The sequence below is a fragment of the Nocardioides sp. SRI_004 genome (assembly GCF_057586415.1).
In genome coordinates this window covers 1-25,487 of the sequence record NZ_JBYCZV010000006.1, presented here as the reverse complement: position 1 = coordinate 25,487, position 25,487 = coordinate 1, and the positions used below count along the sequence as shown (strand labels likewise).

Below are 25,487 nucleotides of genomic sequence, written 5' to 3'. Positions count from 1 at the left end.
CCGTGGCCGGCAGCTTCCACGTCGTCGGCATCGGGCCGGGCGACCCCGAGCTGATCACCCGCAAGGCCGAGCGCCTGATCGGTGCCGCCTCGGTGGTGGCCTTCCACGCGGGCGTCCGCAAGGAGTCGCACGCGCGCCGGATCGCTGCACACCTGGTCCCCGCGGACGCGGTCGAGGAGGAGCTGCGCTACCCCGTCACGACGGGCACGACCGACCACCCGGGCGGGTACGTCGGCGCGCTGGCCGACTTCTACGACGACTGCGAGGCCCGGCTCGCCGTCCACCTCGAGGCCGGCCGCGACGTCGTACTCCTGGCGGAGGGCGACCCGCTCTTCTACGGCTCGTCGATGTACCTCGTCGACCGCTTCCGCGACCGCTTCGCCGTCGACGTCGTCCCCGGGGTGCCGGCCTTCGCGGCCGCCACCGCCACCATCCCGGCGCCGCTGGTGCGACAGGACGACGTCCTGACCGTGCTCCCCGGCACCCTGCCCGAGCCCGAGCTCGCCCGCCGCCTCGCCGACACCGACGGCGCCGTGATCATGAAGCTGGGCCGCACCTTCCCCGCCGTCCGCTCCGCACTGGAGCAGGCCGGGCGGCTGGAGGGAGCGATGTACGTCGAGCGCGCCTCCCAGCCCGAGGAGCGGTGGCTGCCCGTCGCGGAGGTCGACGAGGCGTCGGTGCCGTACTTCTCGCTCATCGTCGTGCCGGGTGACTCGGCGCGGCCGGCGACGGCGGCCCGCCTCCGCGCGGCCGAGCCCGCCCCGGTGGTCGAGGAGGTCCCGCAGCGACCGTCACGAGACCCCCGGGCCGCCGAGCTCCTCGTCATCGGCCTCGGCCCCGGCCCCGACGGCTGGCTGACCCCCGAGGCCACCGCCGCACTGGCCGAGGTCCAGCACGTGGTCGGCTACGCGCCGTACGTCAACCGCGTCCCCCAGCGCCCCGGCCTCCAGCGCCACGCCTCCGGCAACACGGTCGAGGTCGACCGGGCCCGGTTCGCGCTCGACCTCGCCCTGCGCGGCGAGCGGGTCGCGGTGGTCTCCGGCGGCGACGCCGGGGTCTTCGGGATGGCTGCCGCGGTCTTCGAGGCGGCGGCCGACCCGGCCCACCCCGAGCACGCGAGCGTCCCGGTGCGGGTGCTGCCCGGCGTGAGCGCGATCCAGGCGGTCGCCGCTCGTGCCGGCGCGCCGATCGGCGCGGACTTCGCGGTGATGAGCCTGTCGGACCGGCTCAAGCCGTGGCCGGTGGTGGAGCGGCGGCTGCGGGCCGTCGCCGAGGCGGACCTGGTGCTCGGCATCTACAACCCGGCCTCGCGCTCGCGCCGCGAGCAGGTCGTGGAGACGCAGAAGATCCTGCTCGAGCACCGCTCCCCCGACACCGTGGTGGTCGTGGGCCGCGACGTCGGCCGCGCCGAGGAGTCGCTGACCGTGACCACGCTCGGTGGGCTCGACACGGACGCCATCGACATGAAGTGCCTGCTGATCGTCGGCGCCTCCTACACACGCGTGGAGCCCAACGGCACGGTCTGGACGCCCCGGTGGGTCGAGTGATGGGCGGAGTGAAGGTGACGGTCGTCGGCGTCGGCGCCGACGGCCACCTCCCGCCCGCGTCGCTGGCTCTCGTCACCGGCGCCGAGGTCCTCCTCGGCGGCGAGCGCCACCTCGGCCTGGTCCCTCCGGTCGAGGGCCAGGAACGCCGCCCGTGGCCGCGCCCGCTGTCGTCGCTCGCCTCCTTCCTCGGTGAGTACGACGGCCGGCGGGTCGTCGCGCTGGCCTCGGGTGACCCCCTGGTCTCCGGGATCGGTACGACGCTCATCCGGCTGCTCGGCGCCGACGCGGTCGACGTCGTACCAGCGGTGTCGTCGGTGGCGCTCGCGCGGGCCCGGATGGGCTGGTCCGCGGAGGAGTCGACGGTGGTGACGCTGGTCGGGCGCGATCCCGCGGCGCTGCGGCGCGAGCTGGTCGCGGGAGCGCGGATCCTGGTGCTGTCGTCCGACGAGACGACCCCGATGACCGTGGCCGAGCTGCTGGACACCGAGGGCTTCGACGACACCCGGATGACGGTCCTGGGCGACCTCGGCTCGGACGACGAGTTCCGCTACACGAGCCGGCCGACCGACTTCGGCGCGTGGTCCGGGCCGCTGCCCCGGCTCAACGTGATCGCGGTCGAGGTGCCCGCCACCGAGGACGACCTCAACTCGTGGGCGACCGGCGTCCCCGACCACCTCTTCGAGCACGACGGCCAGCTCACCAAGCGCGACGTCCGCGCCAGTGCACTGTCGCGGCTCGCGCCCCGCCCCGGCCAGCTGCTGTGGGACATCGGGGCCGGCGCCGGCTCGATCGGCATCGAGTGGCTGCGCGCCCACCCGCGCACCAACGCGGTCGCGGTCGAGGTCGACCCGGAGCGCGCCGCCCGGATCGCCCGCAACGCGGAGTCGTTGGGCGTCCCACGGCTGTGGGTCGTCGAGGGCAGGGCGCCCGACGCGCTCGCCGATTTGCCGCAGCCGCACGCGGTCTTCGTCGGCGGCGGTGCCACGGCGCCCGGGCTGCTCGACCTGTGCCGCGAGCGCCTCGCACCCCACGGTCGGCTCGTCGCGCACGGCGTGACCCTGGAGACCGAGCAGCTGCTGGTCGCCGCCTTCCACGCGCACGGCGGCGAGCTCACCCGCCTGTCGGTCGAGCACGTGACGCCGCTGGGCGGACGCTTCACCGGCTGGACGCCCGCGCGCGCGGTGACCCAGTGGGCCTGGACGAAGGAGACCGCATGACGGTGCACTTCGTGGGCGCCGGTCCCGGCGCCGCCGACCTGATCACCCTGCGGGCGGCCTCGCTGCTCGGCGTCGCCGACGTGGTCCTCTTCCCCGGCACCTACATCGACATGGCCGTCCTGTCGCACTGCCGCGACGACGCCGACCTCGTCGACACCCAGGAGCTCGACCTCGACCGGATCACGGCGGTGATGGTCGAGGCGCACGCGGCCGACCGGGACGTCGTACGACTGACGTCGGGCGACCCGTCGCTCTACTCGGCGCTGCACGAGCAGACCCGCCGCCTCGACGCGGCCGGGGTGCCGTGGGACGTCACCCCCGGCGTCCCCGCCTATGCCGCTGCGGCCGCGATCGTCGGGCGCGAGCTCACGGTGCCGCTCGTCGCGCAGTCCGTCGTGCTCACCCGGACCCAGGCCCGCTCGACGGCGATGCCGGAGCGCGAGTCGCTGGCGGCGTTCGCTGCCACCGGCGCCACGCTGGTGCTGCACCTGGCGATCACCCGGACCCGCGAGCTGATGGCCGAGGTCGCGCCCTTCTACGGCGAGGACTGCCCGGTCGCCGTCGTGTCCCGGGCCTCGCAGCCCGAGGAGCTCGTGCTGCGCGGCACGGTCGCCACCGTGCCGGCGCTGGTCGAGGAGGCGGGCCTGCGCCAGGCGGCCGTGATCCTCGTCGGTCCGGCGCTCGCCTCCGCGTCGGACGCCGAGTCCTACCTCTACTCCACCGAACGAGTCGCCCGGAAGGAGCGTCTGCGATGACGCAGCAGTTCCCGTTCAGCGCGGTGGTCGGGGCGGACGGTCCCGACGGCCCCGACCCGATGGCCCTCGCGCTGCTGCTCACCACGATCGCCCCCGACGTCGGCGGCGTCCTCGTCCGCGGCGAGAAGGGCACCGCGAAGTCGACCATCGTCCGTGCCCTCGCCGCCGTCCTGCCGCCGATCGACGTGGTCGCGGGCGACCGGTTCTCCTCCGACCCGCGCGACCCGGGCCTGTCCCCCGACGGACCGTTCGGACCGGACGCACCGGTCGAGACCCGGCCCGTTCGACTGGTCGAGCTGCCCGTCGGCGCCACCGAGGACCGCGTGCTCGGCTCGCTGCACCTCGAGCGCGCCCTGTCGGAGGGCAAGGCGGAGTACGAGCCCGGACTGCTGGCCCGTGCCCACCGCGGGATCCTGTACGTCGACGAGGTCAACCTGCTCCACGACCACCTCGTCGACCTGCTGCTCGACGCGGCGGCCATGGGTCGTTCGACGGTCGAGCGCGACGGCGTCTCGGTGGAGCACGCCGCCCGCTTCGTCCTCGTCGGCACGATGAACCCCGAGGAGGGCGAGCTGCGGCCGCAGCTGCTCGACCGGTTCGGCCTGACCGTCGAGGTCGCCGCGCCCCGCGACCCGGCGCTGCGAGCCGAGGTCGTCCGCCGCCGGATGGCGTACGACGCCGACCCGGCCGCCTTCGCCGAGCGCTACGCCGACGCGGAGGCCGCGCTGCGGGGGCGGATCGCCGACGCGCAGGCGCTCGTGGGCGTCGTACGACTGACCGACGCGGGCCTGCTCAAGATCGCCGAGGTGTGTGCGGCCTTCGACGTGGACGGCCTGCGCGCCGACATCGTCACCGCCCGGACCGCGGTCGCCCACGCCGCGTGGTCGGGACGGACCGAGGTCACCCTCGATGACATCCGCGTGGCCGCGACCCTGGCGCTCCCGCACCGTCGCCGGCGCAAGCCGTTCGACGCCCCGGGACTCGACGAGGACCTGCTCGACCAGGTGCTCGGCGACGAGGAGCTGCCGCCCGACGACGACCCGGAGCCGGACCCGCAGCCGGACGGCCCCGACGGCGCCGGCCCCGACGACGCTGGCGACGCTCCGGTGGACGACCCGGCCGACGAAACGGCCAACTCGACGGATCAAACCGACAACTCGACGGACGAAACCGCCAACTCGGCGGACCAAACCGCCAACTCGGCGGACCAAACGGCCAACTCGGCGGGCGGGACCGACAACTCGACGGTGGCGGGGACCGGGTCGACCTACCGGACGCGGCTGCTGACGGTGCGCGGCGTCGGGACCGGGACGGCCGGGCGCCGGAGCCGGGCACGTACGAGCAACGGTCGCCGGATCGGCGCCGCCGTGCCGACCGGTGACCACAGCGGCGCGATCCACCTGACCGAGACGATCCGCGCGGCTGCGCCCCACCAGGGTGCGCGCGGCCGGACCACCGGGCAGCTCGTCCTGCGAGCGCAGGACCTGCGCGTCGCCGTACGGGAGGGCCGGGAGTCCAACCTGGTGCTCTTCTGCGTCGACGCGTCCGGTTCGATGGCGGCCCGCAAGCGGATGGAGCAGGTCAAGACCGCCGTGCTGAGCCTGCTGCTCGACGCCTACCAGCGCCGCGACAAGGTCGGCCTGGTCACCTTCCGGGGTACGACGGCCGAGGTGGCGCTGCCGCCGACGCACTCGGTCGACGCCGCAGCCCAGCGGCTGGAGGAGCTGCCCGCCGGTGGGCGCACCCCGCTGGCCGAGGGCCTGCTGGAGGCCGCCCACCTGCTCGCCGTCGAGCACACCCGCGACCCGCAGCGCCGGCCGCTGCTCGTCGTGGTCACCGACGGTCGCGCCACCGCGGGGGCCGACGCGGTGGCCCGCTCCCGGATGGCCGCCGGCGTCCTCGCGGGGGCCGGGATCACCGCCGTCGTCGTCGACTGCGAGTCCGGCCCGATGCGGATGGGCCTGGCCGCGACGCTGGCCGAGCACCTCGGCGCCGAGCACGTCCCGATCGGCGAGGTGAGTGCCGAGGCGCTCCTCGACGTCACCCGGAGGGCAGCATGACCGCCACCACCGACCTGTACGACGTCATCGCCCGCCGCCGCGACGTCCGGGCGGAGTTCACCGGGGCCCCGGTGCCCGACGACGTGCTGCACCGGGTGCTGGAGGCCGCCCACCGGGCTCCCAGCGTCGGCATGAGCCAGCCGTGGGACTTCGTGGTGGTGCGCGACCCCGACACCCGCCGGGCCTTCCGCGACCACGTCGCCCACGAGCGCGACACCTTCGCCGCCAGCCTGCCGCCCGAGCGCCGCAGCACCTTCGACCGGATCAAGGTCGAGGGCATCTGCGAGTCGTCGATGGGCGTCGTCGTCACGCACAGCCAGGGCCGCGGCGGGCAGCACGTGCTCGGCCGGCACGCGATCGCCGACGCCGGCCTCTACTCGACCGTGCTGGCGATCCAGAACCTCTGGCTGGCCGCCACCGCCGAGGGCCTCGGCCTGGGGTGGGTGTCCTTCTACCGCGAGCCCTTCCTGCAGGAGCTGCTCGGCATCCCGCAGGACGTGCGCCCGGTGGCGTGGCTCTGCCTCGGCACCGTCAGCCACCTGGAGGCCGTGCCCGACCTGGAGCGCCACGGCTGGCGCTCGCGCCGGCCGCTCGCCGACGCCATCCACGCCGACACCTGGCAGCACAAGGAGACCGACCATGCCTGAGGGCCAGCCGCTCGTCGTACCCAACGACGGGCTGACCACCCGCCAGCGCCGCAACCGGCCGCTGGTGATGGTGCACACCGGCGACGGCAAGGGGAAGTCGACCGCCGCCTTCGGCCTCGCCCTGCGCGGGTGGAACCAGGGCTGGGACATCGGCGTCTTCCAGTTCGTGAAGTCCGCGAAGTGGCGCCTCGGCGAGCAGACCGCCTTCGAGCAGCTCCCCGACGACGGCTTCGGCACGGTCGAGTGGCACAAGATGGGCTCCGGCTGGTCGTGGTCGCGCAAGGCCGGGTCCGAGGAGGACCACGCCGCCGACGCCGCCGAGGGCTGGGCCGAGATCAAGCGCCGGATCGCCGCCGAGCAGCACGACCTGTACCTGCTCGACGAGTTCACCTACCCGATCAACTGGGGCTGGGTGGACATCGACGACGTCGTGGAGACCCTCGCCAACCGGCCCGGCCACCAGCACGTGGTGATCACCGGCCGCCGCGCGGACCCGAAGCTGGTCGAGCTCGCCGACCTGGTCACCGAGATGACCAAGGTCAAGCACCCCATGGACGCCGGCCAGAAGGGCCAGAAGGGCATCGAGTGGTGACGCCCCTGCCCCGCGTCGTCGTCACCGCCCCGGCCACCGGCCAGGGCAAGACGACCGTCGCCACCGGCCTGATGGCCGCGCTGGCGGCGGCGGGGCACGCGGTCAGCGGCCACAAGGTCGGCCCCGACTACATCGACCCCGGCTACCACGCCCTCGCCTGCGGACGCCCCGGCCGCAACCTCGACCCGCACCTCGTCGGCGAGGGACTCGTCGCGCCGCTGCTGCTGCACGGCGCGCGGGACGCCGACGTCGCCGTCGTCGAGGGCGTGATGGGCCTGTACGACGGCCGCATCGGCGGCAACGGCTTCTCCTCCACCGCCCACGTGGCGGCGCTGACCCGCACCCCGGTCGTGCTCGTCGTCGACATCTCCCGCTCCTCGCGCTCGATCGGCGCGGTCGTGCACGGCATGGCGACCTGGGACCCGACCGTCGAGGTCGCCGGGGTGATCCTCAACCAGGCCGGCTCCGCGCGGCACGCGGACGAGGTCCGCTCCTCGATCTCCCTGCCCGTGCTGGGCGCCATCCCCCGCGACGCCTCGATCGCCACGCCCTCGCGCCACCTCGGGCTGGTCACCGCCGCCGAGCGGGGCGGCGCCGCGGAGGTCGTGGCCCGGCTGGCCGAGGTGGTCACCGAGCACGTCGACCTCGACGCCGTGCTGGCGATCGCGCGCTCCGCACCGGACCTCGACGCCACCGCCTGGAGCCCGGTCCCGGTGGTCGAGGAGGTTGCGCAGCAACCGTCACGAGACCCCCGGGACCGCAAGCGCGTCGCCGTCGCCGCCGGCCGCGCCTTCACCTTCCAGTACGCCGAGACCGCCGAGCTCCTCGCCGCCCACGGCTGCGACGTCGTCCCCTTCGACCCGGCCTCCGACCCCGCGCTCCCCGCGGGCACCGCCGGTCTCTACCTCGGCGGCGGCTTCCCCGAGGTCCACGCCGCCGACCTCGCCGCCAACACCTCGCTGCTGGCCGAGATCCGAGGTGCCGTGCGCGACGGGCTCCCCACGGTCGCCGAGTGCGCCGGCCTGCTCTACCTGTGCCGCTCCCTCGACGGCGTCCCCATGGCCGGGGTGCTCGACGCCGACGCCGTGATGACCGGCCGCCTCACGCTGCGCTACCCCGTCGCCACCGGCGCGGCCGAGACGCTGCTGACCCGCGCCGGCGAGCAGGTCACCGGCCACGAGTTCCACCGCACCACGGTCACGCCGACGACCAAGGGCACGCCGGCGTGGACGGTCGAGGGAGAGGAGGTCGGCTTCGCATCGCCTACGCTGCATGCGTCGTACCTCCACACCCACTGGGCCGGCCACCCACAGCTGGCTGCACGATTCTCGGAAGCGGTGCACGCCCATGGATGACCCGCTGCGCCACCACGGCGACGTCGAGGCCCGCGGCGCCGTCCTCGACTTCGCCGTCAACGTGTACGACGGCCCGCGCCCCTCGTGGCTCGACCACGCGCTCCACGCCTCGATCGACGCGGCCGGCGCCTACCCCGACGCCGACCGCGCGCGGGCCGCGGCCGCCCGCCACCACCGGCGGCCGCAGGACGGCGTCCTCGTCACGGCCGGCGCCGCCGAGGCGTTCACCCTCGTCGCGCGACTGCGCCCCTGGCGCCGACCCGTCGTCGTGCACCCGCAGTTCACCGAGCCGCACGCCGCGCTCGAGCAGGCCGGGCACCGGGTGACGCCGGTGGTGCTCCCGCCGCCGTACACGCTCGACCCGACGCTGGTCCCCGACGACGCCGACCTCGTGGTCGTCGGCAACCCGACCAACCCCACCGGCGTCCTGCACCCGGCCGACGAGATCCGGGCGCTGCTGCGCCCCGGTCGCGTGGTCGTGGTCGACGAGGCCTTCATGGACTGCGTGCCCGGCGAGGCCGAGTCGCTCGCCGGCGTGCGGCTGCCGGGCCTCGTCGTCATCCGCTCGCTCACCAAGCACTGGGGCATCCCGGGCATCCGGGCGGGCTACCTCGTCGGCGACGCCATGGTGGTCACCGGCCTGGCGCTCAACCAGACGCCGTGGTCGGTCGGCACCACTGCGGCGGCCGCGGTCGAGGCCTGCACGACCCCGGTGGCCGCCACCGAGGCCCACCGCCGCGCCGAGCAGATCCGCGACGGGCGCGAGCACCTCGAGAAGGGCCTCGCCGACCTCGGCATCGACTTCCTGCCGTCCGCCGCGTCCTTCGTCCTCGCCCGGCCCGGTGCCGGCGTGCACGACGAGCTCCGCGCGCAGGGCATCGCGGTGCGCCGCGCCGACACCTTCCCCGGCCTGGACGAGTCGTGGATCCGGGTCGCCGTGCGCGCGCCCGAGGTCACCGACCGGCTGCTGGCCGCGCTCAGCCGGCTGCCCCACCGTCCCCCGACGCCGCCACCACCACAGCAGCGCTGACCGCCGCCGAGGCCGCCGAGCTCGCGGCGACGACCGCTGCCCTCGCGGCCGAGCCCGCCCAGTCGCCCTTCGCGATCTCCTTCGCCCGTCGTACGGCGGCGCGACGCTCCGGCGCGGGCACGAGGCGCTTGACCACCCCGCCCGCCTGGAGCAGGCCGACGAGCGGCCCCGTCACGTCGTCCGGCGGGACCTGGCCCGCCAGCACCGCACGCACCGAGGCGACGAGCCGCTCCCGGCGCGCGGGGTCGACGACGTCGTACCTCGTCGTCGGGAAGACACCCAGCACGCGCGCGCGGCGCGGCGCCAGCGCCTCCTCCGCGACGAGCTGCTCCAGCACCAGGGCCCGCGCGCCCTTCCCGAGCCTCGGGACCAGCGCGGAGGCCCTCGGGTCCCGGCCCGGCCGCAGCCGGGCGAGAGCCCGGTCGTGGGGCAGCGAGTCCAGCGGCCGTCCGGTGACCAGGCGCACCCGGGCCTTCCTCGGCGCTCCCCGGACGTCGGCCCGCTCGGCCAGCACCAGGTCCACCAACAGCGCTCCACCGAGGACCGGATCCGTCTCGCTCGACCCGAGCAGGCTGCGGCCGGTGACGGGATCGATCGTGACCAGGACCAGGTCGCTCGCGACGCTCATGTCCCGACGATAGGAGAAGCCGAGCAGAAAGGACGTCCACGCGGGCACTCCGCTCCCCCACGAAGGCCTTCGATGCCCTAGGCTCGCCCTGCAGGCACGAGGAAGCCGGTGGGACTCCGGCACAGTCGCGCTACTGTGACACCGCCTCCGCCCTCGTGGACGGGGTGGTGAAGTCAGGAACGAGTGCCTGCACCACCTCAACCCACTGACCAGGGACGCTGAATCCCTGAGGAGGCCTCCATGTCGCAGACCACCGCCACCCCGACCGCGGTCGTCACCGTTCCCGTCGTCCCGCTGCTCAAGCTGGGCACCTGGGTCGTCTTCTTCGGCCTGCTGGCGATGCTCGCCATCTTCTTCGTGAGCGCCGACCAGGGCGCCCTCTCGCTCCCGGCCGGCAACGCCGTCCACGAGTGGGTGCACGACGCGCGCCACCTGCTCGGCTACCCCTGCCACTGAGCGGGGATCCCGCCATGGGCACCACTCCCGGGGAGAGCTCTGCCCTCAGCCCGGCAGCCTTCCTCATCCGTGGCCTCGCGGTCGGGATCGTCGCGGGCCTGATCGCCTTCGTCGTCGCGTTCGCCCTCGGTGAGCCGCAGGTCGACGACGCGATCGCGCTCGAGGAGTCCGCGGCCGCGCAGATGACCCCCGAGGAGGTCGCCGCCGAGGAGGCCGCGGCCGCCGAGGAGGACCACTCCGGCATGGTCGAGATCTCCCGCGAGAACCAGAAGAGCTGGGGCCTGCTGACCGGCATGCTCGCGATCGGCGCCGCCCTCGGCGGCCTCACCTCGCTGGCCGCCGCAGCGGTCCTCGGTCGCCTCGGCGGCCTGTCGGCCCGCGGGTCGACGGCGCTGGTCGGCCTGCTCGGGTTCGTCGCGGTCGCGCTCGTGCCCTTCGCGAAGTACCCCGCCACGCCGCCCGCGGTCGGGAGCGGGGACACGATCGGGGGCCGCACGGCGTCGTACTTCGCGCTGCTGCTGGTCTCCGTGCTCGCCGCCATCGCGGTGGTCGTGCTGGCCAACAAGCTGCTCGGCCGCCTCGACGGCTGGACGACCGCGCTGGTCGGCGCCGGTGCCTACCTCGCCGTCGTGGTGCTCGCGGGCTACCTCCTGCCGAGCGTCAACGAGCTGGGCGACTTCCCGGCCGACACGCTGTGGTACTTCCGCCGGGCCTCGCTGGTCACCCTCGCCACGCTGTGGGCGGTCATCGGCATCGGCCTCACCGCGCTCGTGGGCCGGATGTACGACCGCGTCGCGGCGGACCACGCGCGCCGCCAGCTGGCCGCCAGCCTGTGACCTCGACGAGCACGGCCCGGGCCGCCGGGCTGCTGCTCGGGTACGCCGCGGACCGGCTCCTCGCCGATCCGCGGCGCCTCCACCCCGTCGCCGGCTTCGGGCAGCTCGCCGCCTCCCTCGAGCGCCGCACCTGGCGCGACGACCGGGCGGCCGGTGTCGTGCACGTGGCGGTCCTGGTCGGCGGCGCGGTGGCGCTGGGCGCCGCCACCGAGGCCGTCGTACGACGCCCGCTGCCGCGCACGCTGGCCACGGCCGCCGCCACGTGGGCGGTCCTGGGCGGCACGTCGCTCGACCGCGAGGCCGCCGCGGTCAGCCGCCTCCTGGCCGACGGGCGGCTGCCGGAGGCCCGGGTGCAGCTGACCCACCTGGTGGGCCGCGACACCTCGCGGCTCGAGGAGGGCGAGGTCGTCCGGGCCACCTTGGAGTCCCTGGCCGAGAACACCAGCGACGCGGTCGTGGCGCCCCTCGTGTGGGGTGCCGTCGCCGGCGTACCGGGCCTGCTCGGGTACCGCGCCGCGAACACGCTCGACGCGATGGTCGGCCACCGCAGCCCCCGCTACGAGCGGTTCGGCTGGGCCGCGGCTCGTTTCGACGACCTGCTCAACCTGCCGGGCTCCCGGCTCACCGCGGCGCTCGCCACGGGGATCGGACCGGACCGGGCGGGCGCGTGGCGGACCTGGCGACGCGACGCGGCCGGCCACCCCAGCCCCAACGCCGGTCCGGTCGAGGCGTCCTTCGCGGGCGCGCTCGGCATCCGGCTGGGAGGCACCAACGACTACGCCGGCCGGATCGAGCACCGGGCCGTGATGGGCGACGGGCCGCTCCCCGACCGGACCGACCTGGACCGCGCCCGCACGCTGGCCCGCCGGATCGGGGCCGGTGCCGTCCTCGCCGCCGCCACGCTGGCAGGGGCCCGCGCGAGGCGCTGAGCAGCAGGCCGACGTATCAACCGGACCGGTTCCGCACTCCGTGGGGTGTCAGCAACACCCCTCGGAAAGGAACTGACATGCCTGTCCAACCCCCCAACCGCACCCTCGCCCGAGCCCTCCCGGTCGGCGTGCTCTCCCTCGCCCTCGGCGCGGCCGCCACGGTCGCCGCCTCGGGCGACCCGGGCGTCAGCCCGCAGCACTACACCGATGCGCTCGCCCCGGGCGCATCGGTGACGATCACCAAGACGGTCGAGACGCCGCCCATCCCGCCCAACCCGGACATCGTGTTCCTCGCCGACACCACGACGAGCATGACGGCGAGCATCGGGAACGTGCAGTCCAACGCCAACAGCATCGTCAGCCAGATCCTCGCGGCCCAGCCGACGGCACGGTTCGCGGTGGCCGACTACAAGGACGCCGAGGACGCCACGGGCTACTTCCTGCTCCGCCAGCAGCTCACGGCCGACACCTCCGCCGTCACGGCCGGGATCAGCTCGTGGACCCCGCTGTCGGGCGGCGGGAGCGACGCGGAGGAGGACTGGATCGGCGCGCTCGCGCAGATCCCGACCGCGATCGACTTCCGTGACGACGGCACCCCGATCGTCGTGATGTTCGGCGACTCGAGCAGCGAGGACCCGTCGGGCGGCCACTCGCTCGCCCCGACCACGGCAGCCCTGCAGGCGGCCGGCATCCGGGTCATCGCGATCTCGGTGCCGGGGGCCGACGGCTACCTGTGGGACGGCCTCGACTCGGAGGGCCAGGCCAGCTACGTGACGTCGCAGACGGGCGGCACCCTCACCGCGGCCAACCCCGACCAGGTCTCGGACGTGATCCTCAGCCAGCTGCAGAACCTGCCGGCCGAGGTCACCCACGAGGTCACCTGCGACGCGGGCGTCACCGCCTCGCTGACGGCGACGTCGCCGACCACCGTCACCAGCGGCGGCACCGTCACCTTCGACGAGACCATCACGCTGGCCGGCGACGCGCCGCAGGGCGAGACGGTGTCGTGCCAGGTGTCGTTCAAGGTCAACGGCCAGGTCCCCGGGCCCGCGTTCGTGCAGACCGTCGAGATCGACGTGAAGGACGTGACGCCCCCGGTGGTCACCGTCGAGAGCAAGACCGTCGAGGCCACCGGTCCCGACGGCGCCGTGGTCGGGTACGACGCCAGCGCGGTCGACAACGTCGACGGCCCGCTGACGCCGACCTGCGTGCCCCCGTCGGGGTCGCAGTTCCCGCTCGGCACCACGACGGTCGCCTGCGAGGCCACCGACGCCGCCGGCAACACCGGCCACGGGTCGGGCGCGATCGAGGTGGTCGACACCACCCCGCCGACCGTCGCCTGCGCCGAGTCGACCAACCCGGGCGGCAACACGCCGAAGGCGGGCGGCACCCGGCCGAACCCGCAGGGCCAGAACCAGGACGGCTTCTACCGGCTCGACGCCACCGACGTCGTCGACGCCGACCCCGAGGTCTACCTGCGCGACACCGGCAGCGGCCACGTCTGGGGGCCGTTCGCCAGCGGCCAGCGGATCAAGTACACCGAGTCGGCCTCCGGTCCGACGCAGAAGCAGCTGGGCGGCAGCGGGATCCTGCACCTGACCGGCACCGGGGACGCCGAGCTGTACGCCGAGGACTTCTCCGGCAACGTCTCCGCCCCGGTGGCGTGCCTGGTCCCGGCCCCGCCGAAGTAGCACCCCGCCACCCGTCGTACCGGACGGAATGGTCGCGAGATCGCCGGATCCACGACCAGGACGTCCGGTACGACGGCGCTACGTCCCGATGATCGCGTCGGCGTTGCGGCCGACCCAGCGCAGCAGCGGCACCATCACCTCGGCGAGGTCCTCGCCGAGCGGGGTCAGGCTGTAGTCGACGCGCGGCGGCATCACCGGCTGCTGCTCCCGGTGGACCAGGCCGTCGGCCTCGAGGGTCTTCAGGGTCTGGGCGAGCATCTTCTCGCTGATGCCCTGCGCGCGTCGGCGCAGCTCGCTCCAGCGCTGCGGGCCCTCGGTCAGCGAGACCAGCACGAGCACGCCCCACTTGCTCATCACGTGGTCGAGCAGCACGCGGCTGGAGCACGCCGCCGGGAAGACCCCACCGGGGAACTGCTCGAAGATGCTCGGCGCCTCGACCGGGCTCATACTTTCTGCCACGGAAGTACCTTACTTCAAAGTGCGTACTCTCCATTGGGAAGCAACCCTCCGGACGACCCGTTGAGGACATCGACAAGCACGATCCCCAACCCCGTTCGGAAGGTTCCCACCATGTCGTTCGTCATCACCGGTGCCACCGGCCAGCTCGGTCGCCACGTCGTCGAGTCCCTCCTCGCCAAGGGCGTCCCCGCCGACCAGGTCGTCGCCCTCGGCCGCGACGAGGAGCGCCTCGCCGGCCTCGCCGCCCTCGGCGTCGCCACCCGCAAGGTCGACTACGCCGACACCGCCGCGCTCGCCGCCGCCTTCGACGGTGCCGACCGCGTGCTGCTCATCTCCGGCAGCGAGGTCGGCCAGCGCCTCCCCCAGCACCAGAACGTCATCGACGCCGCCGCGGCCGCGGGTGTGCAGCTGTTGGCCTACACGAGCATCGCCAACGCCGCCAGCAGCGGGATCATCCTCGCCGGGGAGCACAAGGCCACCGAGGAGGCGATCGTCGCCGCCGGGCTGCCGCACACCTTCCTCCGCAACAGCTGGTACATCGAGAACTACAGCGGCCAGCTGGCGACGTACACCGAGCACGGCACGGTCCTGGGCGCGGCCGGCGACGGCCAGGTCAGCGCGGCGACCCGCGCCGACTTCGCGGAGGCGGCCGCCGCCGCGCTGCTCCTCGAGCAGCCGCAGGAGGTCTACGAGCTCGGTGGCGCGGCGTTCAGCCTCAAGGAGCTCGCCGCCACCGTCTCCGAGGTCACGGGCGCGGAGGTGACGTACACCGACGTCCCCGCCGAGGAGCTGACCAAGGTCCTCGTCGGTGCCGGACTGCCCGAGGGCTACGCCGCCGTGCTCGCCGACGCCGACCTGGGCCTGGGCCGTGGCGACCTGTACGTCGACCGCGCCGACCTCGAGGGCCTGCTCGGCCGTCCGGCGACCTCCCTCGCCGAGGGCTTGCGCGCCGCGCTCTGAGGACAGGACGACCCGTGTGCTCCTCGTCGGTCGCGGGCATCATCGAGCCATGGCGATCGATGAGGAGCACACCCGTCCGGCGGGCGTCGACGACCTGACGGTCGAGGCGCTCGGCAACATCTCCGAGGCGCTGGAGGCCGTCGAGATCGCGCGCGGCCACCTGTACGCCTTCCACCGGCTCAGCGGCACCGCCGACCTGACCCTCGGCAAGGGCGTCGACCAGCTCCGCGAGGCCGGTCACGCCGCGCTCGCCGACCGGATCCAGGAGGAGCTGGTCGGACGCAACGTGCTGCAGGGCCGGTGGACCTTCCAGGTCGTCGAGGAGTACGACGACGGCTACTACGCCGACTTCAAGCGCCTCGAGCGGGCGGCCCGCGACGAGATCGTCGAGGGCAAGCGGCACCTCTACGAGGCGGAGATGAAGGAGGACCGGCGCACCCACGGCCGGCCGGGCCACGAGCGGACGCCCTGACTCCTCCGCACCTGTTGACGCGGTTCAACTACCGAATTCGTCCCGCTGGACGTCGGATCACGACAATTCCGGTAGTTGAACCGATGCCGAGAGCCCGCCCAGCCAGGCCAGCACGGCGTCCACGTCGGCCACGGTGTCGACCCCTGCGGGGGCCGCCGGGCGTCGTACGACGACGACGGGGATGCCCAGCTCGGCAGCGACGGCCATCTTCGGCCAGGTCAGCTCGCCCCCGGAGTCCTTGGTGACCAGCACGTCGCGGTCGGCCATCACGGCCCGCTCGCCGTCCAGCGTGTAGGGACCGCGGGAGGTGAGGATCTCCCAGTCCTGCGGGATGTCGAGGTCGGGGGCGTCGACCACCCGCGCCAGCACCTCGCGCTCCTCCAGCGCGGGCACGAAGCGCGCCAGCTCCTGTCTCCCGACGGTGACGAAGGGCCGGCTCCCGAGCTCGCCGGCGACGATCGCCGCCTGCTCGTGGGTGTCCACCCAGATCCACGACGGCGTCGCGCGGTCCGCCCAGCCGGGGCGCTGCAGGCGCAGCAGCGGCACCCCTTCAGCGGCACAGGCCTGCGCGGCGTTGCGGGAGATGCCCGCCGCGAACGGGTGCGTCGCGTCGACGACCGCGTCGAAGTCCGCGAGCGCCGCGCGGAGGCCGTCCACCCCGCCGAAGCCCCCGATCCGGACCTCGCCGACGGGCAGCCGCGGCCGGGCGACCCGGCCGGCCAGCGAGGACACCACCGCGACGCCCTCGGCGACCAGGCGCTCGGCCAGGGCGCGCGCCTCGCCCGTGCCGCCGAGCAGCAGGACCCGCGGGCCGGTCACCGGGCCAGCTCCAGCAGCGCATCGAGGTCCAGGTGCTCCTCGACGAGGTCGCCCAGCAGGTCGAGCCGCGCCGCCCGGGCGGCGGGGAAGGACGCGGCCGAGGCGACGCCCAGCGCGTCACGGAGGTACGCCGCCCGCGTCGCGTCGTCCTCCAGGCTGCCGTGCACCATCGTGCCGCTGACGTTGCCGTCGACCGTGGCGCCGGTGATCCGCCCGTGGTGGATCTCGTAGCCCGCAGGCTCGTGCAGGACCAGCCGCTTCTCCGGCGCGAAGCGGGTGACCAGGTCGAGCAGGCCGAGGCCCTCGACCGACGCACCGGGAGTGCCCTCGACGCCGTCCGGGTCCTCGATCCGCCGCCCGAGCATCTGGCAGCCACCGCAGATGCCCAGCACCGGCCGGCCCGCGGCCGCGTGGCGCAGGACCGCCGCGTCCAGGCCGCGCTCCCGGAGCCAGGCCAGGTCGGCCAGCGTCGCCCGGGAGCCGGGCAGCACCACGAGGTCGGCGTCCGCGAGCCGCGCGGGGTCGGACACGAACTCGACGTCGAGCCCCGGCTCGAGGCCCAGCGCGTCGACGTCGGTGAAGTTGCTGATCCGAGGCAGCCGCACGACCGCGACGCGGCGCACGCCCGCACCGACCTCGGCACGGCGCCCGGCGAGGTCGAGGGCGTCCTCGGAGTCCAGCCAGAGGTCCGGGTGCCACGGCAGGACGCCGTACGTCGGCCGGCCGGTGCGTTGCTCCAGGTCGGCCAGCCCGGGCCGCAGCAGGTCCACCTCGCCGCGGAACTTGTTGACGACGAACCCCTTGACCAGGGCCTGGTCCTCCGGCTCCAGCAGCATCAGGGTGCCGTAGGCGGCGGCGAACCAGCCGCCGCGGTCGATGTCGCCGACCACGACCGTCGGCACGTCGCCGTGCCGGGCCAGGCCCATGTTGACGTAGTCGCTCGCCCGCAGGTTGATCTCGGCGGGGCTGCCGGCGCCCTCGGCCACGACGAGGTCGAAGCGGGAGCGGAGGTCGTCGAAGGCGGCGAAGGCCGTCTCGGCGAGCCGGGCGCGGCCGTCGTGCCAGTTGCGCGCCGACACCTCGCCGTCGGGCTGGCCCATCCGCACCACGTGGCTGCGCCGGTCGCTGCCGGGCTTGAGCAGCACGGGGTTCATCGCCACCTCGGGCTCGACGCCCGCGGCGACCGCCTGCACCCACTGCGCGCGCCCGATCTCGCCGGGCCGGCCGTCCGGGCCGCGCACGACCATCGAGTTGTTCGACATGTTCTGCGCCTTGTACGGCGCCACCCGGATCCCGCGGCGTGCGAACGCCCGGCACAGGCCGGTGGTGACGACGCTCTTGCCGGCGTCGGAGGTCATCCCGGCGACGAGGAGGGCGCGGCCGGTCATCGCGGGGTCCCGGCGGGCTGCTGCATGAATCCCCGGTCGACCGGGGATTCATGCGCTTGTCGGGCGTTGCAACACCCGACAAGCGCATGAACTGCCTGTCCGGAGTGACGCATGGTGCCCATGTGGCTCACCCCCGCTTCCCGCGGAAGACATGCCGCTCCAGCGACCGCGGCACGGGACCACCCTCACGCACCCAGTCGACGACCTCCGCCGTCGACTCCTCGGAGAGCACTCCCCCGAGCCAGACGTCCTTCGGACGCCGCCCGCCCGGGTTCCACGTGAAGTCCCGCACGAGTACGACGTTGGAGCGGTCGCACTCGTCGAGGCAGTCGACCACGCGCACCCGGACCCGCGGCCCGCGGCGCCCGGCCGGGTCGTCGAGGGCCTCGATCTCGTCGCGCTGCGCCCGGTGGTCGACGTCCGGGTGCTTGCCAGCCGTGCCGCAGCAGCAGTCGCGGCACAGCAGCACGTCGCGCTCAGGCAGTGCCATCGTCGGCTCCCCCGGCGGGCGCCCGCAGCAGGAAGAGGTCCATCACCCAGCCGGCCTCGGCCCTCGCCTCCGCGCGTGCCGCCTCGATCTCCCCGACGACGTCGGCGACCCGGCCGGACACGAGGCGCTCCCCCACGCCGCCGAGGTTGGCCCCCCACCAGATCGCCCAGTCGCCGAAGCCGTCGAGGTCGACCCCGGCGGTGAGCATCACGACGACATTGCGCTGTCCGGCCGCCACGTCGGTGCGCAGCCGCCGCGCGGTCGTGACGTGCACCGGCTGGCCGACCTCGTGGAGCACCACCCGGTGCCGCGCGGCGAGCACCTGCGGCGCGCTGATCCCGGGGAGCACGTCGAAGTCGACGCCCAGCTCGCGCACGATGCGGATCGTGCCGTCGTACAGGGAGGGATCGCCCCAGACCAGGAAGGCGCAGGTCCCACCCCGCGCGTCGATGACGGAGCGGTAGGCGGCCAGCCGGGCGGCGTACCAGTCGGCGACCGCGCCCTCGTAGCCCGCGCGGTCCAGTCCCGGGGAGCGGTCCCGCTCGGGATCACGTACGACGACCAGCTCGACCCCGTGCGCATCGGCCACCGCCTGCCGCACGGCCAGCAGCGGGTCCTCGTCGCCCTTCTGCACTGCCAGGGCGTAGTCACAGCCGGCCAGTGCGGTGGCGACCTCCGGGGTGACGTGCTGCGGCCCCATCCCGAAGCCGAGCACCCGGACGGTGGCGCTCACTCGTCCTCCAGGTCGCCCTCGACCTCGAGATAGGCGGCCTGCAGCGCGGCCAGCACCTCGGGGTCGGGCGACTCCCACAGCCCGCGGTCCTTCGCCTCGTGCAGCCGCTCGACGATGCTGCGCAGCGCCCACGGGTTCGACTTCCGCAGGAACGCCTGGTTCTCCTCGTCCAGCACGTAGGACTTGGCGAGCGACTCGTACATCCAGTCGTGCACGACACCGGCGGTCGCGTCGAAGCCGAACAGGTAGTCGACGGTCGCGGCGAGCTCGAAGGCGCCCTTGTAGCCGTGGCGCTGCATCGCGCCGATCCAGCGCGGGTTGACCACACGGGCCCGGAAGACCCGGTTGGTCTCCTCCTGCAGCGTGCGCGTGCGGACGGCGTCGGGGGTGGTCGAGTCGCCGACGTACGCCTTCGGGTCGGCGCCGGTCAGCGCGCGCACCGTCGCGACCATGCCGCCGTGGTACTGGAAGTAGTCGTCGCTGTCGGCGATGTCGTGCTCGCGGGTGTCGATGTTCTTCGCCGCGACCTTGATCCGACGATAGTTGGCGCGCATGTCGTCGGCGGCGGGGACGCCGTCGAGGTCGCGCCCGTAGGCGAAGCCGCCCCACGCGGTGTAGACCTCGGCGAGGTCGGCGTCGTCGCGCCAGGTGCCCGACTCGACGGCCTGCAGGATGCCGGCGCCGTAGGAGCCCGGCTTGGAGCCGAAGATCCGGGTCCGCGCCCGCCGCTCGTCACCGTGCTCGGCGACATCGGCCTGCGCGTGGGCGCGCACGAAGTTCTGGTCCAGCGGCTCGTCGAGCTCCGCCACCATCCGCACGGCGTCGTCGAGCATCGCGACGACGTGCGGGAAGGCGTCGCGGAAGAAGCCGGAGATCCGCACCGTCACGTCGATGCGCGGACGGCCCAGCTCCTCCAGGGGTACGACGGTCAGCGCGTGCACCCGCTTCGACGCCTCGTCCCACTCGGGCCGCACGCCCAGCAGGGCCAGCACCTCGGCGATGTCGTCTCCGGAGGTGCGCATCGCGGACGTGCCCCACACGGAGAGTCCGACCGACTCGGGGTAGGCGCCCTCCTCCTCGAGGTAGCGGCCGACCAGCGACTCCGCCATCGCCTGCCCGGTCTGCCAGGCCAGCCGGGACGGCACGGCCCGCGGGTCCACGGTGTAGAAGTTGCGGCCGGTCGGGAGCACGTTGACCAGGCCGCGCAGCGGCGAGCCCGAGGGGCCGGCCGGGACGTAGCCGCCGGCCAGCGCGTGCAGCGTGTGGTCGAGCTCGTCGGTGGTGCGGGCCAGACGGGGCACCACCTCGGTGGCCGCGAAGGACAGCACCCTGCGGACCTCGGGTGAGGGGTGCAGGTCGTCGACGCGCGCGACGTCCCACGACGCCTTCTCCATCGCCTCGACCAGCTCACGCGCCTCGGCCTCGACCCGGTCGACCTCGGCGGTCGGCGCGTCGGGCGCGAGGCCGAGCGCGGCGCGCAGGCCGGGGACCGCGTTCGACGTACCTCCCCAGACCTGGGCGGCCCGCAGGATCGCGAGCACGAGGTTGACCCGCGCCTCGCCCTCGGGCGCCTGGCCGAGCACGTGCAGGCCGTCGCGGATCTGGACGTCCTTGATCTCGCAGAGCCAACCGTCGACGTGGAGCAGGAAGTCGTCGAAGTCGTCGTCCTCGGGCTGCTCGTCCATGCCGAGGTCGCGGTGCAGCTCGGCGGCGTGCATCAGCTGCCAGATCTCGCCGCGGATCGCGGCCAGCTTGGCCGGGTCCATCGCGGAGATCTTGTCGTACTCCTCGAGCAGGCCCTCGAGGCGCGCGATGTCGCCGTAGCTCTCGGCGCGCGCCATCGGCGGGACGAGGTGGTCGATGATCGTCGCGTGGGCGCGGCGCTTGGCCTGCGCACCCTCACCGGGGTCGTTGACGAGGAAGGGGTAGATCAGCGGCATGCTGCCGATCGCGGCGTCGGTGGCGCAGGACGCCGACAGCGCGGCGTTCTTGCCCGGCAACCACTCCATCGAGCCGTGCTTGCCCAGGTGCACCACCGCGTGGGCGCCGAAGCCGTTGGCCACCCAGCGGTACGCCGCCAGGTAGTGGTGCGACGGCGCCAGGTCGGGGTCGTGGTAGATCGCGACCGGGTTCTCGCCGAAGCCCCGCGGCGGCTGGATCATCAGCACGATGTTGCCGGCCTGCAGGGTGGCCAGCACGATCTCGCCGTCGTCGTTGACGAACAGCGAGCCGGGCGACTCGCCCCACGCCTCGACCATCTCCTCGCGCAGGTCGTCCGGCAGGTCGGCGGTCCACGCGTCGTAGTCCGCCTTGCTGACCCGCACGTGCGCGTCGGTCAGCTGCGCCGACGTCAGCCACTCCTCGTCCTGGCCACCGGCCGCGATGAGGGCGTGGATGAGCGTGTCCCCGGCGACGGTGTCGTCGTCGAGGTCGAGCACCCCGAAGCCGTCGCCGACGTCGTAGCCGGCGTCGCGCAGCTTGCGCAGCATCCGGACGGCCGACACCGGCGTGTCGAGACCGACGGCGTTGCCGATCCGCGAGTGCTTGGTCGGGTAGGCGCTGAGCATCAGCGCCAGCCTCTTCTCGCCGTTGGGCACGTGGCGCAGCCGGGCGTAGCCGACCGCGAGACCGGCGACGCGGGCGGCGCGCTCCGGGTCGGCGACGTACGACGGCAGGCCGGCCGGGTCGAGCTCCTTGAACGAGAACGGCGCCGTGCTGATCCGGCCGTCGAACTCCGGGATCGCCACCTGGTTGGCGTAGTCGAGCGGGCTGACGCCGTCGTCGGACGCCTCCCACTCCTCACGGCTGCTGGTCAGGCACAGGCCCTGCAGGACCGGGATGTCGAGGGCGGCGATCCGCTCCACGTCCCACGTCTCGTCGGCGCCACCCGCACTGGCAGCGGCCGGCGTCGACCCACCGGCGGCGAGGACGGTGACCACGAGGGCGTCGAGCTCGCCGAGCGCCGTGAACAGCTCGTCCGGCGCCGCTCGCAGCGACCCGGCGAAGACCGGTACGCCGACGGCCTCCCCGGTCGCGTCGATCGCGTCGCACAGCGCGTGCACGAAGTCGGTGTTCCCGCTGGCGTGGTGGGCGCGGTAGAAGAGCACCCCGACCCTCGCCTTCTCGACACCACCGGGCCGCTCGAGGATCCCCCACGCCGGGATCTCCTCCGGCGCCTCGAAGCCCTCACCGGTCAGCAGCACGGTGTCGGACAGGAAGGCGTGCAGCTGGCCGAGGTTCCGCGGCCCGCCCTCGGCGAGATAGCGGTGCGCCTCCGCCGCGACCCCGACCGGGACGGTCGAGGCCTCCATGAGCTCGGCGCTGGGCGTCAGCTCGCCACCGAGCACCACGAGCGGCCGGCCCGTGCCGCGCAGCGCGGCCAGCTCGGCGTCGTACTGCTGCGGGGAGCCGAGGAGGCGGATGACGACGAGGTCCGCCGCCTCCGCGAGCGCCACCAGGCCCGGCAGGTCGCTGCGCGACGGGTTGGCCCACGCGTAGTCGGCACCGCTCGCGCGGGCCGACAGCAGGTCGGTGTCGGACGTGGAAAGGAGTGCGATCTGCACGGGTCCTCCTCGGGGTTCGCGCCCCTCTTCGGCAGGTGTCGTCCGAGCGCAGTGTCTGGCTCTCCCGGCCGCGGGGGCCGGGATCACAGTGGCGGAACCGCCCCGGTCTCACACCGGGTTCCTGCCTCACGGACCTGTGGGGGCTCAGCCTACGGTGGTCCCATGCAGGCTCAGGCGAGTGGTCTCCAGGTCTCGGTGCACGGACATCCGAATGCGGACACCCTGCTCCTGTGGCACCCGGCCGCGGCCACCGACCCCGACGGCGTCGCGGCGCTCGCCAGCCGGATCGCGACCCGCAGCAGCGTCCGCGTCGTCGTACCGGTCTGGACGCTCGACTCCGCCGGTCGCGACCTGCTCCGATCGGTCCGCTACGCCCGCGAGTCGTCGGTGCACCCGCCCGACAACCTCTCCGTCGTCGGGTACGACGCCGCCGGCATCGCCGCGCTCAGCCTCGCCCTCAACCAGCGACGCCTCGGGATCGGCCTGACCCGGGTGACCTGCGTCGACGGTGGTCCGGACACGCTCGACCCGATCAGCGGCCAGCCGCTGCCCGCGCCGTCGCCCGCTCCGGTGGAGACCGCGGTCGACGTCGTCGAGACCGACGGCGACTGGGCGCGCGCGACGGTCGCCGCGTGGCAGGGGGCCGGCTGGGCCGCCACGCTGGTGCCGCGGTCTCAGTTCACCTGGCGGGTGAACCCCTCCCAGTAGGGCGCGCGCAGCTTGAACTTCTGCAGCTTGCCGGTCGCCGTGCGGGCCAGCTCGTCGCGGAACTCCACCGAGGTCGGCGCCTTGTAGCCCGCCAGCCGGTCCTTGCACCAGCGGATCAGCTCGGCCTCCATCTCGGGCCCGGCCCGGCCGGCCTCCTCGGCGGTGAGCACGACGAGGGCCTTGATCGTCTCGCCCCACTTCTCGCTCGGGACGCCGATCACCGCGACCTCGGCGACGGCCGGGTGCGAGAACAGCGTGTCCTCGACCTCGATCGAGGTGACGTTCTCACCGCCGGTGATGATGACGTCCTTCTTGCGGTCGGCGATGGTGAGGTAGCCGTCGTCGCCGAGGTAGCCGCCGTCGCCGGTGTGGAACCAGTCGCCGGCGAGCGCCTTCGCGCTCTCCTCCGGCTGCTCCCAGTAGCCCTCGAGCACGACGTTGGAGCGGGCCAGCACCTCGCCGGCGCCCTCCTCGGACTCGTCGATCCTCAGCCGCACGCCGATGGCGGGCGCGCCCGCACGGGTCAGCCGCGCAGCACGCTCCTCCGGCGGCAGGTCGTCCCACTCGGCCCGGGTCCGGTTGAAGGTCAGCAGCGGCGAGGTCTCGGTGAGGCCGTAGATCTGGATGAACTCCCAGCCCAGCTCCTCCTGGACCCGGATCACCGTCTTCGTCGGCGGCGGCGCGCCGGCCATGATGATGCGGACCCGGTCGCGCCCGGGGATCTCGCCCTCCCACGACTGCGCGGCCTCGAGGACGGCCGCCGCGACGGCAGGGGCGGCGCACATGACGGTGACCCCGTGGTCGCGCACCCGGCGCAGGATCTCGGCGCCGTCGACCTTGCGCAGCACGATGTGCTGGGCGCCGACGCCGGTCATCGCGAACGGCATGCCCCAGCCGTTGGCGTGGAACATCGGCAGCGTGTGGAGGTAGACGTCGCGGTCGCCGATCTGGGCGTGCAGCCCGAAGGTCATCGCATTCGTCCAGATGTTGCGGTGGGTGATCTGCACGCCCTTGGGGCGCGCGGTCGTGCCGGAGGTGTAGTTGATCGTGGCAGTCGCCGCCTCGTCGTACTCCCAGGGCTTGGGCTCGGCGCCCTCCGGCGCGTAGAGCTGCTCGTCGTCACCGAGCACGAACTTCCGCTCGCAGGTGACACCCGCGAGGTGCTCCTCGATCTCCGGGTCGACGTAGAGGACCCGCGCCCCGGAGTGGTCGACGATGTACTGGACCTCGTCGGCGCTGAGCCGGAAGTTCACCGGCACCAGCACGCGTCCCCACCCGCTGACGCCGTAGAAGGAGGTGAGCAGGCGGGCACTGTTGTGGCTGACGACCGCGACCCGCTCACCCACGCCGATGCCGAGCTCGTCGAGCTTCGCGGCCTGCCGCCGCGCGAGCTCGCCGACCTGCGCGTAGGTGAGCCCACCCAGGCTGGGCGCCGGCTGGTCCGGCTCGTCCACGACGCCGACGCGCTCGCCATACACCTGCACGGCGCGGTCGAGGAAGTCATTGACGCTGAACGGGACGAACACGGTGGTCCTCCTGGGGGTCGCGGGCGCGGGACGTGACGCTCACCACCCTAGTGTCGGAGCGGGTGCGCGTGACCCCCTCGATCGGAGGGGGTCACGCGCTGGGCGGGCACCGCCGCCCGGACGGTGGACGGGTCAGTGGACGACGACCCGGCGGCCCCTCTGCACCAGCCAGGCGCCGGCCAGCGTGCCGAGCCCGCCGAGCAGGGCGAGCGCGGGCAGGTGGTCGGCTGCACCCGTCTCCGGGAGGGCGCTGCCCGAGGAGCCGAGCCCGGGGACACCGGGTCCGGCGTCGTCGCCGATCCCGCCGGTCTCGCCGGTCTCACCCGACCCCTCCTCCGCCGGCGGCTCCTCACCCGGCGGCTCCTCGCCGGGCACCTCGGCAGGGCACACGGCCTCGCTGATCTCGCTGGCCCGCTCGCCGGGCGCCGCATAGCGCACGGCGACGGACTTGAAGTGCGCGTCGGAGAACGGGAACGGGAACACCCCGGCGAAGCCCTTGCCGAGGAGGGCGTTCTCGTTGACGACGATGATGTGGGAGAAGACCTCCGCGGCCCCGGGCTTGCGGACGTACTTGCACACCACGACCTTCTGCCCCGGCGCGGCCTCGGCCGCCGGAGCCCCCGGCG

General features: G+C 74.1%; 24 protein-coding genes and 1 riboswitch. Of the genes, 15 read left to right on the top strand and 9 right to left on the bottom strand.

The window, feature by feature from the left end; translation table 11 throughout:
* Nucleotides 1–2 precede the first annotated feature (2 nt).
* Genes cobJ through cobC form a run of 8 tightly spaced genes read left to right on the top strand, consistent with a single transcriptional unit; the run spans nucleotide 3 to nucleotide 9,203 of the window.
* Complete coding sequence (gene cobJ, locus AC2YHB_RS09675; RefSeq protein ID WP_179647409.1) at nucleotides 3–1,547, top strand: precorrin-3B C(17)-methyltransferase; 1,545 nt, start codon at nucleotides 3–5, stop codon at nucleotides 1,545–1,547.
* Nucleotides 1,547–2,764, top strand: a complete 1,218-nt coding sequence (cbiE, locus tag AC2YHB_RS09670) for a precorrin-6y C5,15-methyltransferase (decarboxylating) subunit CbiE (protein WP_179647410.1) — start codon at nucleotides 1,547–1,549, stop codon at nucleotides 2,762–2,764. The genes cobJ and cbiE overlap by 1 nt, the downstream gene beginning before the upstream one ends.
* Nucleotides 2,761–3,519: a cobalt-precorrin-4/precorrin-4 C(11)-methyltransferase gene (locus AC2YHB_RS09665; protein ID WP_179647411.1), complete on the top strand. Its 759-nt coding sequence runs from the start codon at nucleotides 2,761–2,763 to the stop codon at nucleotides 3,517–3,519. Before cbiE ends, AC2YHB_RS09665 begins: the two co-directional genes overlap by 4 nt.
* Complete coding sequence (locus tag AC2YHB_RS09660; RefSeq protein WP_487353817.1) at nucleotides 3,516–5,579, top strand: magnesium chelatase subunit D family protein; 2,064 nt, start codon at nucleotides 3,516–3,518, stop codon at nucleotides 5,577–5,579. Before AC2YHB_RS09665 ends, AC2YHB_RS09660 begins: the two co-directional genes overlap by 4 nt.
* On the top strand, nucleotides 5,576–6,226 hold the full coding sequence (gene bluB, locus AC2YHB_RS09655) for a 5,6-dimethylbenzimidazole synthase (RefSeq protein WP_487353816.1): 651 nt from the start codon (nucleotides 5,576–5,578) through the stop codon (nucleotides 6,224–6,226). The genes AC2YHB_RS09660 and bluB overlap by 4 nt, the downstream gene beginning before the upstream one ends.
* On the top strand, nucleotides 6,219–6,818 hold the full coding sequence (gene cobO, locus AC2YHB_RS09650) for a cob(I)yrinic acid a,c-diamide adenosyltransferase (RefSeq protein ID WP_036544495.1): 600 nt from the start codon (nucleotides 6,219–6,221) through the stop codon (nucleotides 6,816–6,818). Before bluB ends, cobO begins: the two co-directional genes overlap by 8 nt.
* Entirely contained in the window at nucleotides 6,815–8,173 is a 1,359-nt protein-coding gene (locus AC2YHB_RS09645; protein WP_487353815.1) for a cobyrinic acid a,c-diamide synthase CobB, read from the top strand. The genes cobO and AC2YHB_RS09645 overlap by 4 nt, the downstream gene beginning before the upstream one ends.
* Nucleotides 8,166–9,203 carry an Rv2231c family histidinol phosphate aminotransferase CobC gene (cobC, locus tag AC2YHB_RS09640; protein ID WP_257026780.1) on the top strand — a complete coding sequence of 346 codons (1,038 nt, stop codon included), beginning with the start codon at nucleotides 8,166–8,168 and terminating at the stop codon, nucleotides 9,201–9,203. Before AC2YHB_RS09645 ends, cobC begins: the two co-directional genes overlap by 8 nt.
* On the opposite strand, the gene AC2YHB_RS09635 is transcribed toward cobC, so the two are convergent.
* Nucleotides 9,151–9,831: a GOLPH3/VPS74 family protein gene (locus AC2YHB_RS09635; protein ID WP_051932137.1), complete on the bottom strand. Its 681-nt coding sequence runs from the start codon at nucleotides 9,829–9,831 to the stop codon at nucleotides 9,151–9,153. The genes cobC and AC2YHB_RS09635 overlap by 53 nt on opposite strands.
* Before the next feature lie 240 nt (nucleotides 9,832–10,071).
* Here AC2YHB_RS09635 and AC2YHB_RS09630 point away from each other — a divergent pair, with 240 nt between their 5' ends.
* The 4 genes from AC2YHB_RS09630 (at nucleotide 10,072) to AC2YHB_RS09615 (ending at nucleotide 13,743) form a co-directional block, all read left to right on the top strand.
* Nucleotides 10,072–10,287, top strand: coding sequence for a CbtB-domain containing protein (locus AC2YHB_RS09630; protein ID WP_036544490.1), 216 nt, complete (start codon nucleotides 10,072–10,074; stop codon nucleotides 10,285–10,287).
* A 14-nt stretch (nucleotides 10,288–10,301) separates the two neighbouring features.
* A complete protein-coding gene (locus tag AC2YHB_RS09625) occupies nucleotides 10,302–11,123 on the top strand; it encodes a CbtA family protein (protein WP_179647414.1) in 822 nt (273 codons plus the stop codon).
* Entirely contained in the window at nucleotides 11,120–12,052 is a 933-nt protein-coding gene (locus AC2YHB_RS09620; protein WP_179647415.1) for a cobalamin biosynthesis protein, read from the top strand. The genes AC2YHB_RS09625 and AC2YHB_RS09620 overlap by 4 nt, the downstream gene beginning before the upstream one ends.
* Nucleotides 12,053–12,129: 77 nt before the next feature.
* The gene (locus tag AC2YHB_RS09615; protein WP_179647416.1) at nucleotides 12,130–13,743 is read left to right on the top strand and encodes an HYR domain-containing protein; all 1,614 of its coding nucleotides are present in this window, start codon (nucleotides 12,130–12,132) and stop codon (nucleotides 13,741–13,743) included.
* Between the two features lie 78 nt (nucleotides 13,744–13,821).
* Here the strand turns inward: AC2YHB_RS09615 and AC2YHB_RS09610 are convergent, their stop codons facing one another.
* Nucleotides 13,822–14,202: a winged helix-turn-helix transcriptional regulator gene (locus AC2YHB_RS09610; RefSeq protein WP_242530264.1), complete on the bottom strand. Its 381-nt coding sequence runs from the start codon at nucleotides 14,200–14,202 to the stop codon at nucleotides 13,822–13,824.
* A gap of 111 nt (nucleotides 14,203–14,313) precedes the next feature.
* Here AC2YHB_RS09610 and AC2YHB_RS09605 point away from each other — a divergent pair, with 111 nt between their 5' ends.
* Together AC2YHB_RS09605 and AC2YHB_RS09600 are read left to right on the top strand one after the other, a co-directional pair.
* Entirely contained in the window at nucleotides 14,314–15,162 is an 849-nt protein-coding gene (locus AC2YHB_RS09605; protein WP_036544483.1) for an NmrA family NAD(P)-binding protein, read from the top strand.
* A gap of 49 nt (nucleotides 15,163–15,211) precedes the next feature.
* Nucleotides 15,212–15,634, top strand: a complete 423-nt coding sequence (locus AC2YHB_RS09600; RefSeq protein ID WP_179647417.1) for a hypothetical protein — start codon at nucleotides 15,212–15,214, stop codon at nucleotides 15,632–15,634.
* Between the two features lie 57 nt (nucleotides 15,635–15,691).
* Here the strand turns inward: AC2YHB_RS09600 and AC2YHB_RS09595 are convergent, their stop codons facing one another.
* The 5 genes from AC2YHB_RS09595 to cobN form a co-directional block, all read right to left on the bottom strand.
* Complete coding sequence (locus AC2YHB_RS09595) at nucleotides 15,692–16,453, bottom strand: cobalt-precorrin-6A reductase (RefSeq protein WP_179647418.1); 762 nt, start codon at nucleotides 16,451–16,453, stop codon at nucleotides 15,692–15,694.
* The gene (locus tag AC2YHB_RS09590; RefSeq protein WP_179647419.1) at nucleotides 16,450–17,841 is read right to left on the bottom strand and encodes a cobyric acid synthase; all 1,392 of its coding nucleotides are present in this window, start codon (nucleotides 17,839–17,841) and stop codon (nucleotides 16,450–16,452) included. The genes AC2YHB_RS09595 and AC2YHB_RS09590 overlap by 4 nt, the downstream gene beginning before the upstream one ends.
* 127 nt (nucleotides 17,842–17,968) lie before the next feature.
* The gene (locus tag AC2YHB_RS09585) at nucleotides 17,969–18,331 is read right to left on the bottom strand and encodes a hypothetical protein (protein WP_036544477.1); all 363 of its coding nucleotides are present in this window, start codon (nucleotides 18,329–18,331) and stop codon (nucleotides 17,969–17,971) included.
* Nucleotides 18,318–19,064 carry an SAM-dependent methyltransferase gene (locus tag AC2YHB_RS09580; protein ID WP_179647420.1) on the bottom strand — a complete coding sequence of 249 codons (747 nt, stop codon included), beginning with the start codon at nucleotides 19,062–19,064 and terminating at the stop codon, nucleotides 18,318–18,320. Before AC2YHB_RS09580 ends, AC2YHB_RS09585 begins: the two co-directional genes overlap by 14 nt.
* Nucleotides 19,061–22,627, bottom strand: a complete 3,567-nt coding sequence (cobN, locus tag AC2YHB_RS09575) for a cobaltochelatase subunit CobN (RefSeq protein ID WP_487353814.1) — start codon at nucleotides 22,625–22,627, stop codon at nucleotides 19,061–19,063. Before cobN ends, AC2YHB_RS09580 begins: the two co-directional genes overlap by 4 nt.
* 49 nt (nucleotides 22,628–22,676) lie before the next feature.
* A riboswitch (cobalamin riboswitch) is annotated at nucleotides 22,677–22,751 on the bottom strand.
* Between the two features lie 38 nt (nucleotides 22,752–22,789).
* Between cobN and AC2YHB_RS09570 the strand changes: the two genes are divergently transcribed.
* Nucleotides 22,790–23,335, top strand: coding sequence for a hypothetical protein (locus AC2YHB_RS09570; RefSeq protein ID WP_487353813.1), 546 nt, complete (start codon nucleotides 22,790–22,792; stop codon nucleotides 23,333–23,335).
* Here AC2YHB_RS09570 and AC2YHB_RS09565 read toward each other — a convergent pair.
* Together AC2YHB_RS09565 and AC2YHB_RS09560 are read right to left on the bottom strand one after the other, a co-directional pair.
* Entirely contained in the window at nucleotides 23,302–24,861 is a 1,560-nt protein-coding gene (locus AC2YHB_RS09565) for an AMP-binding protein (protein WP_036544470.1), read from the bottom strand. The two genes, AC2YHB_RS09570 and AC2YHB_RS09565, sit on opposite strands and share 34 nt — an antisense overlap.
* A gap of 132 nt (nucleotides 24,862–24,993) precedes the next feature.
* Nucleotides 24,994–25,487, bottom strand: a 494-nt coding sequence (locus AC2YHB_RS09560; protein WP_487353812.1) for an LPXTG cell wall anchor domain-containing protein, incomplete at its 5' end; no start/stop codon positions are given.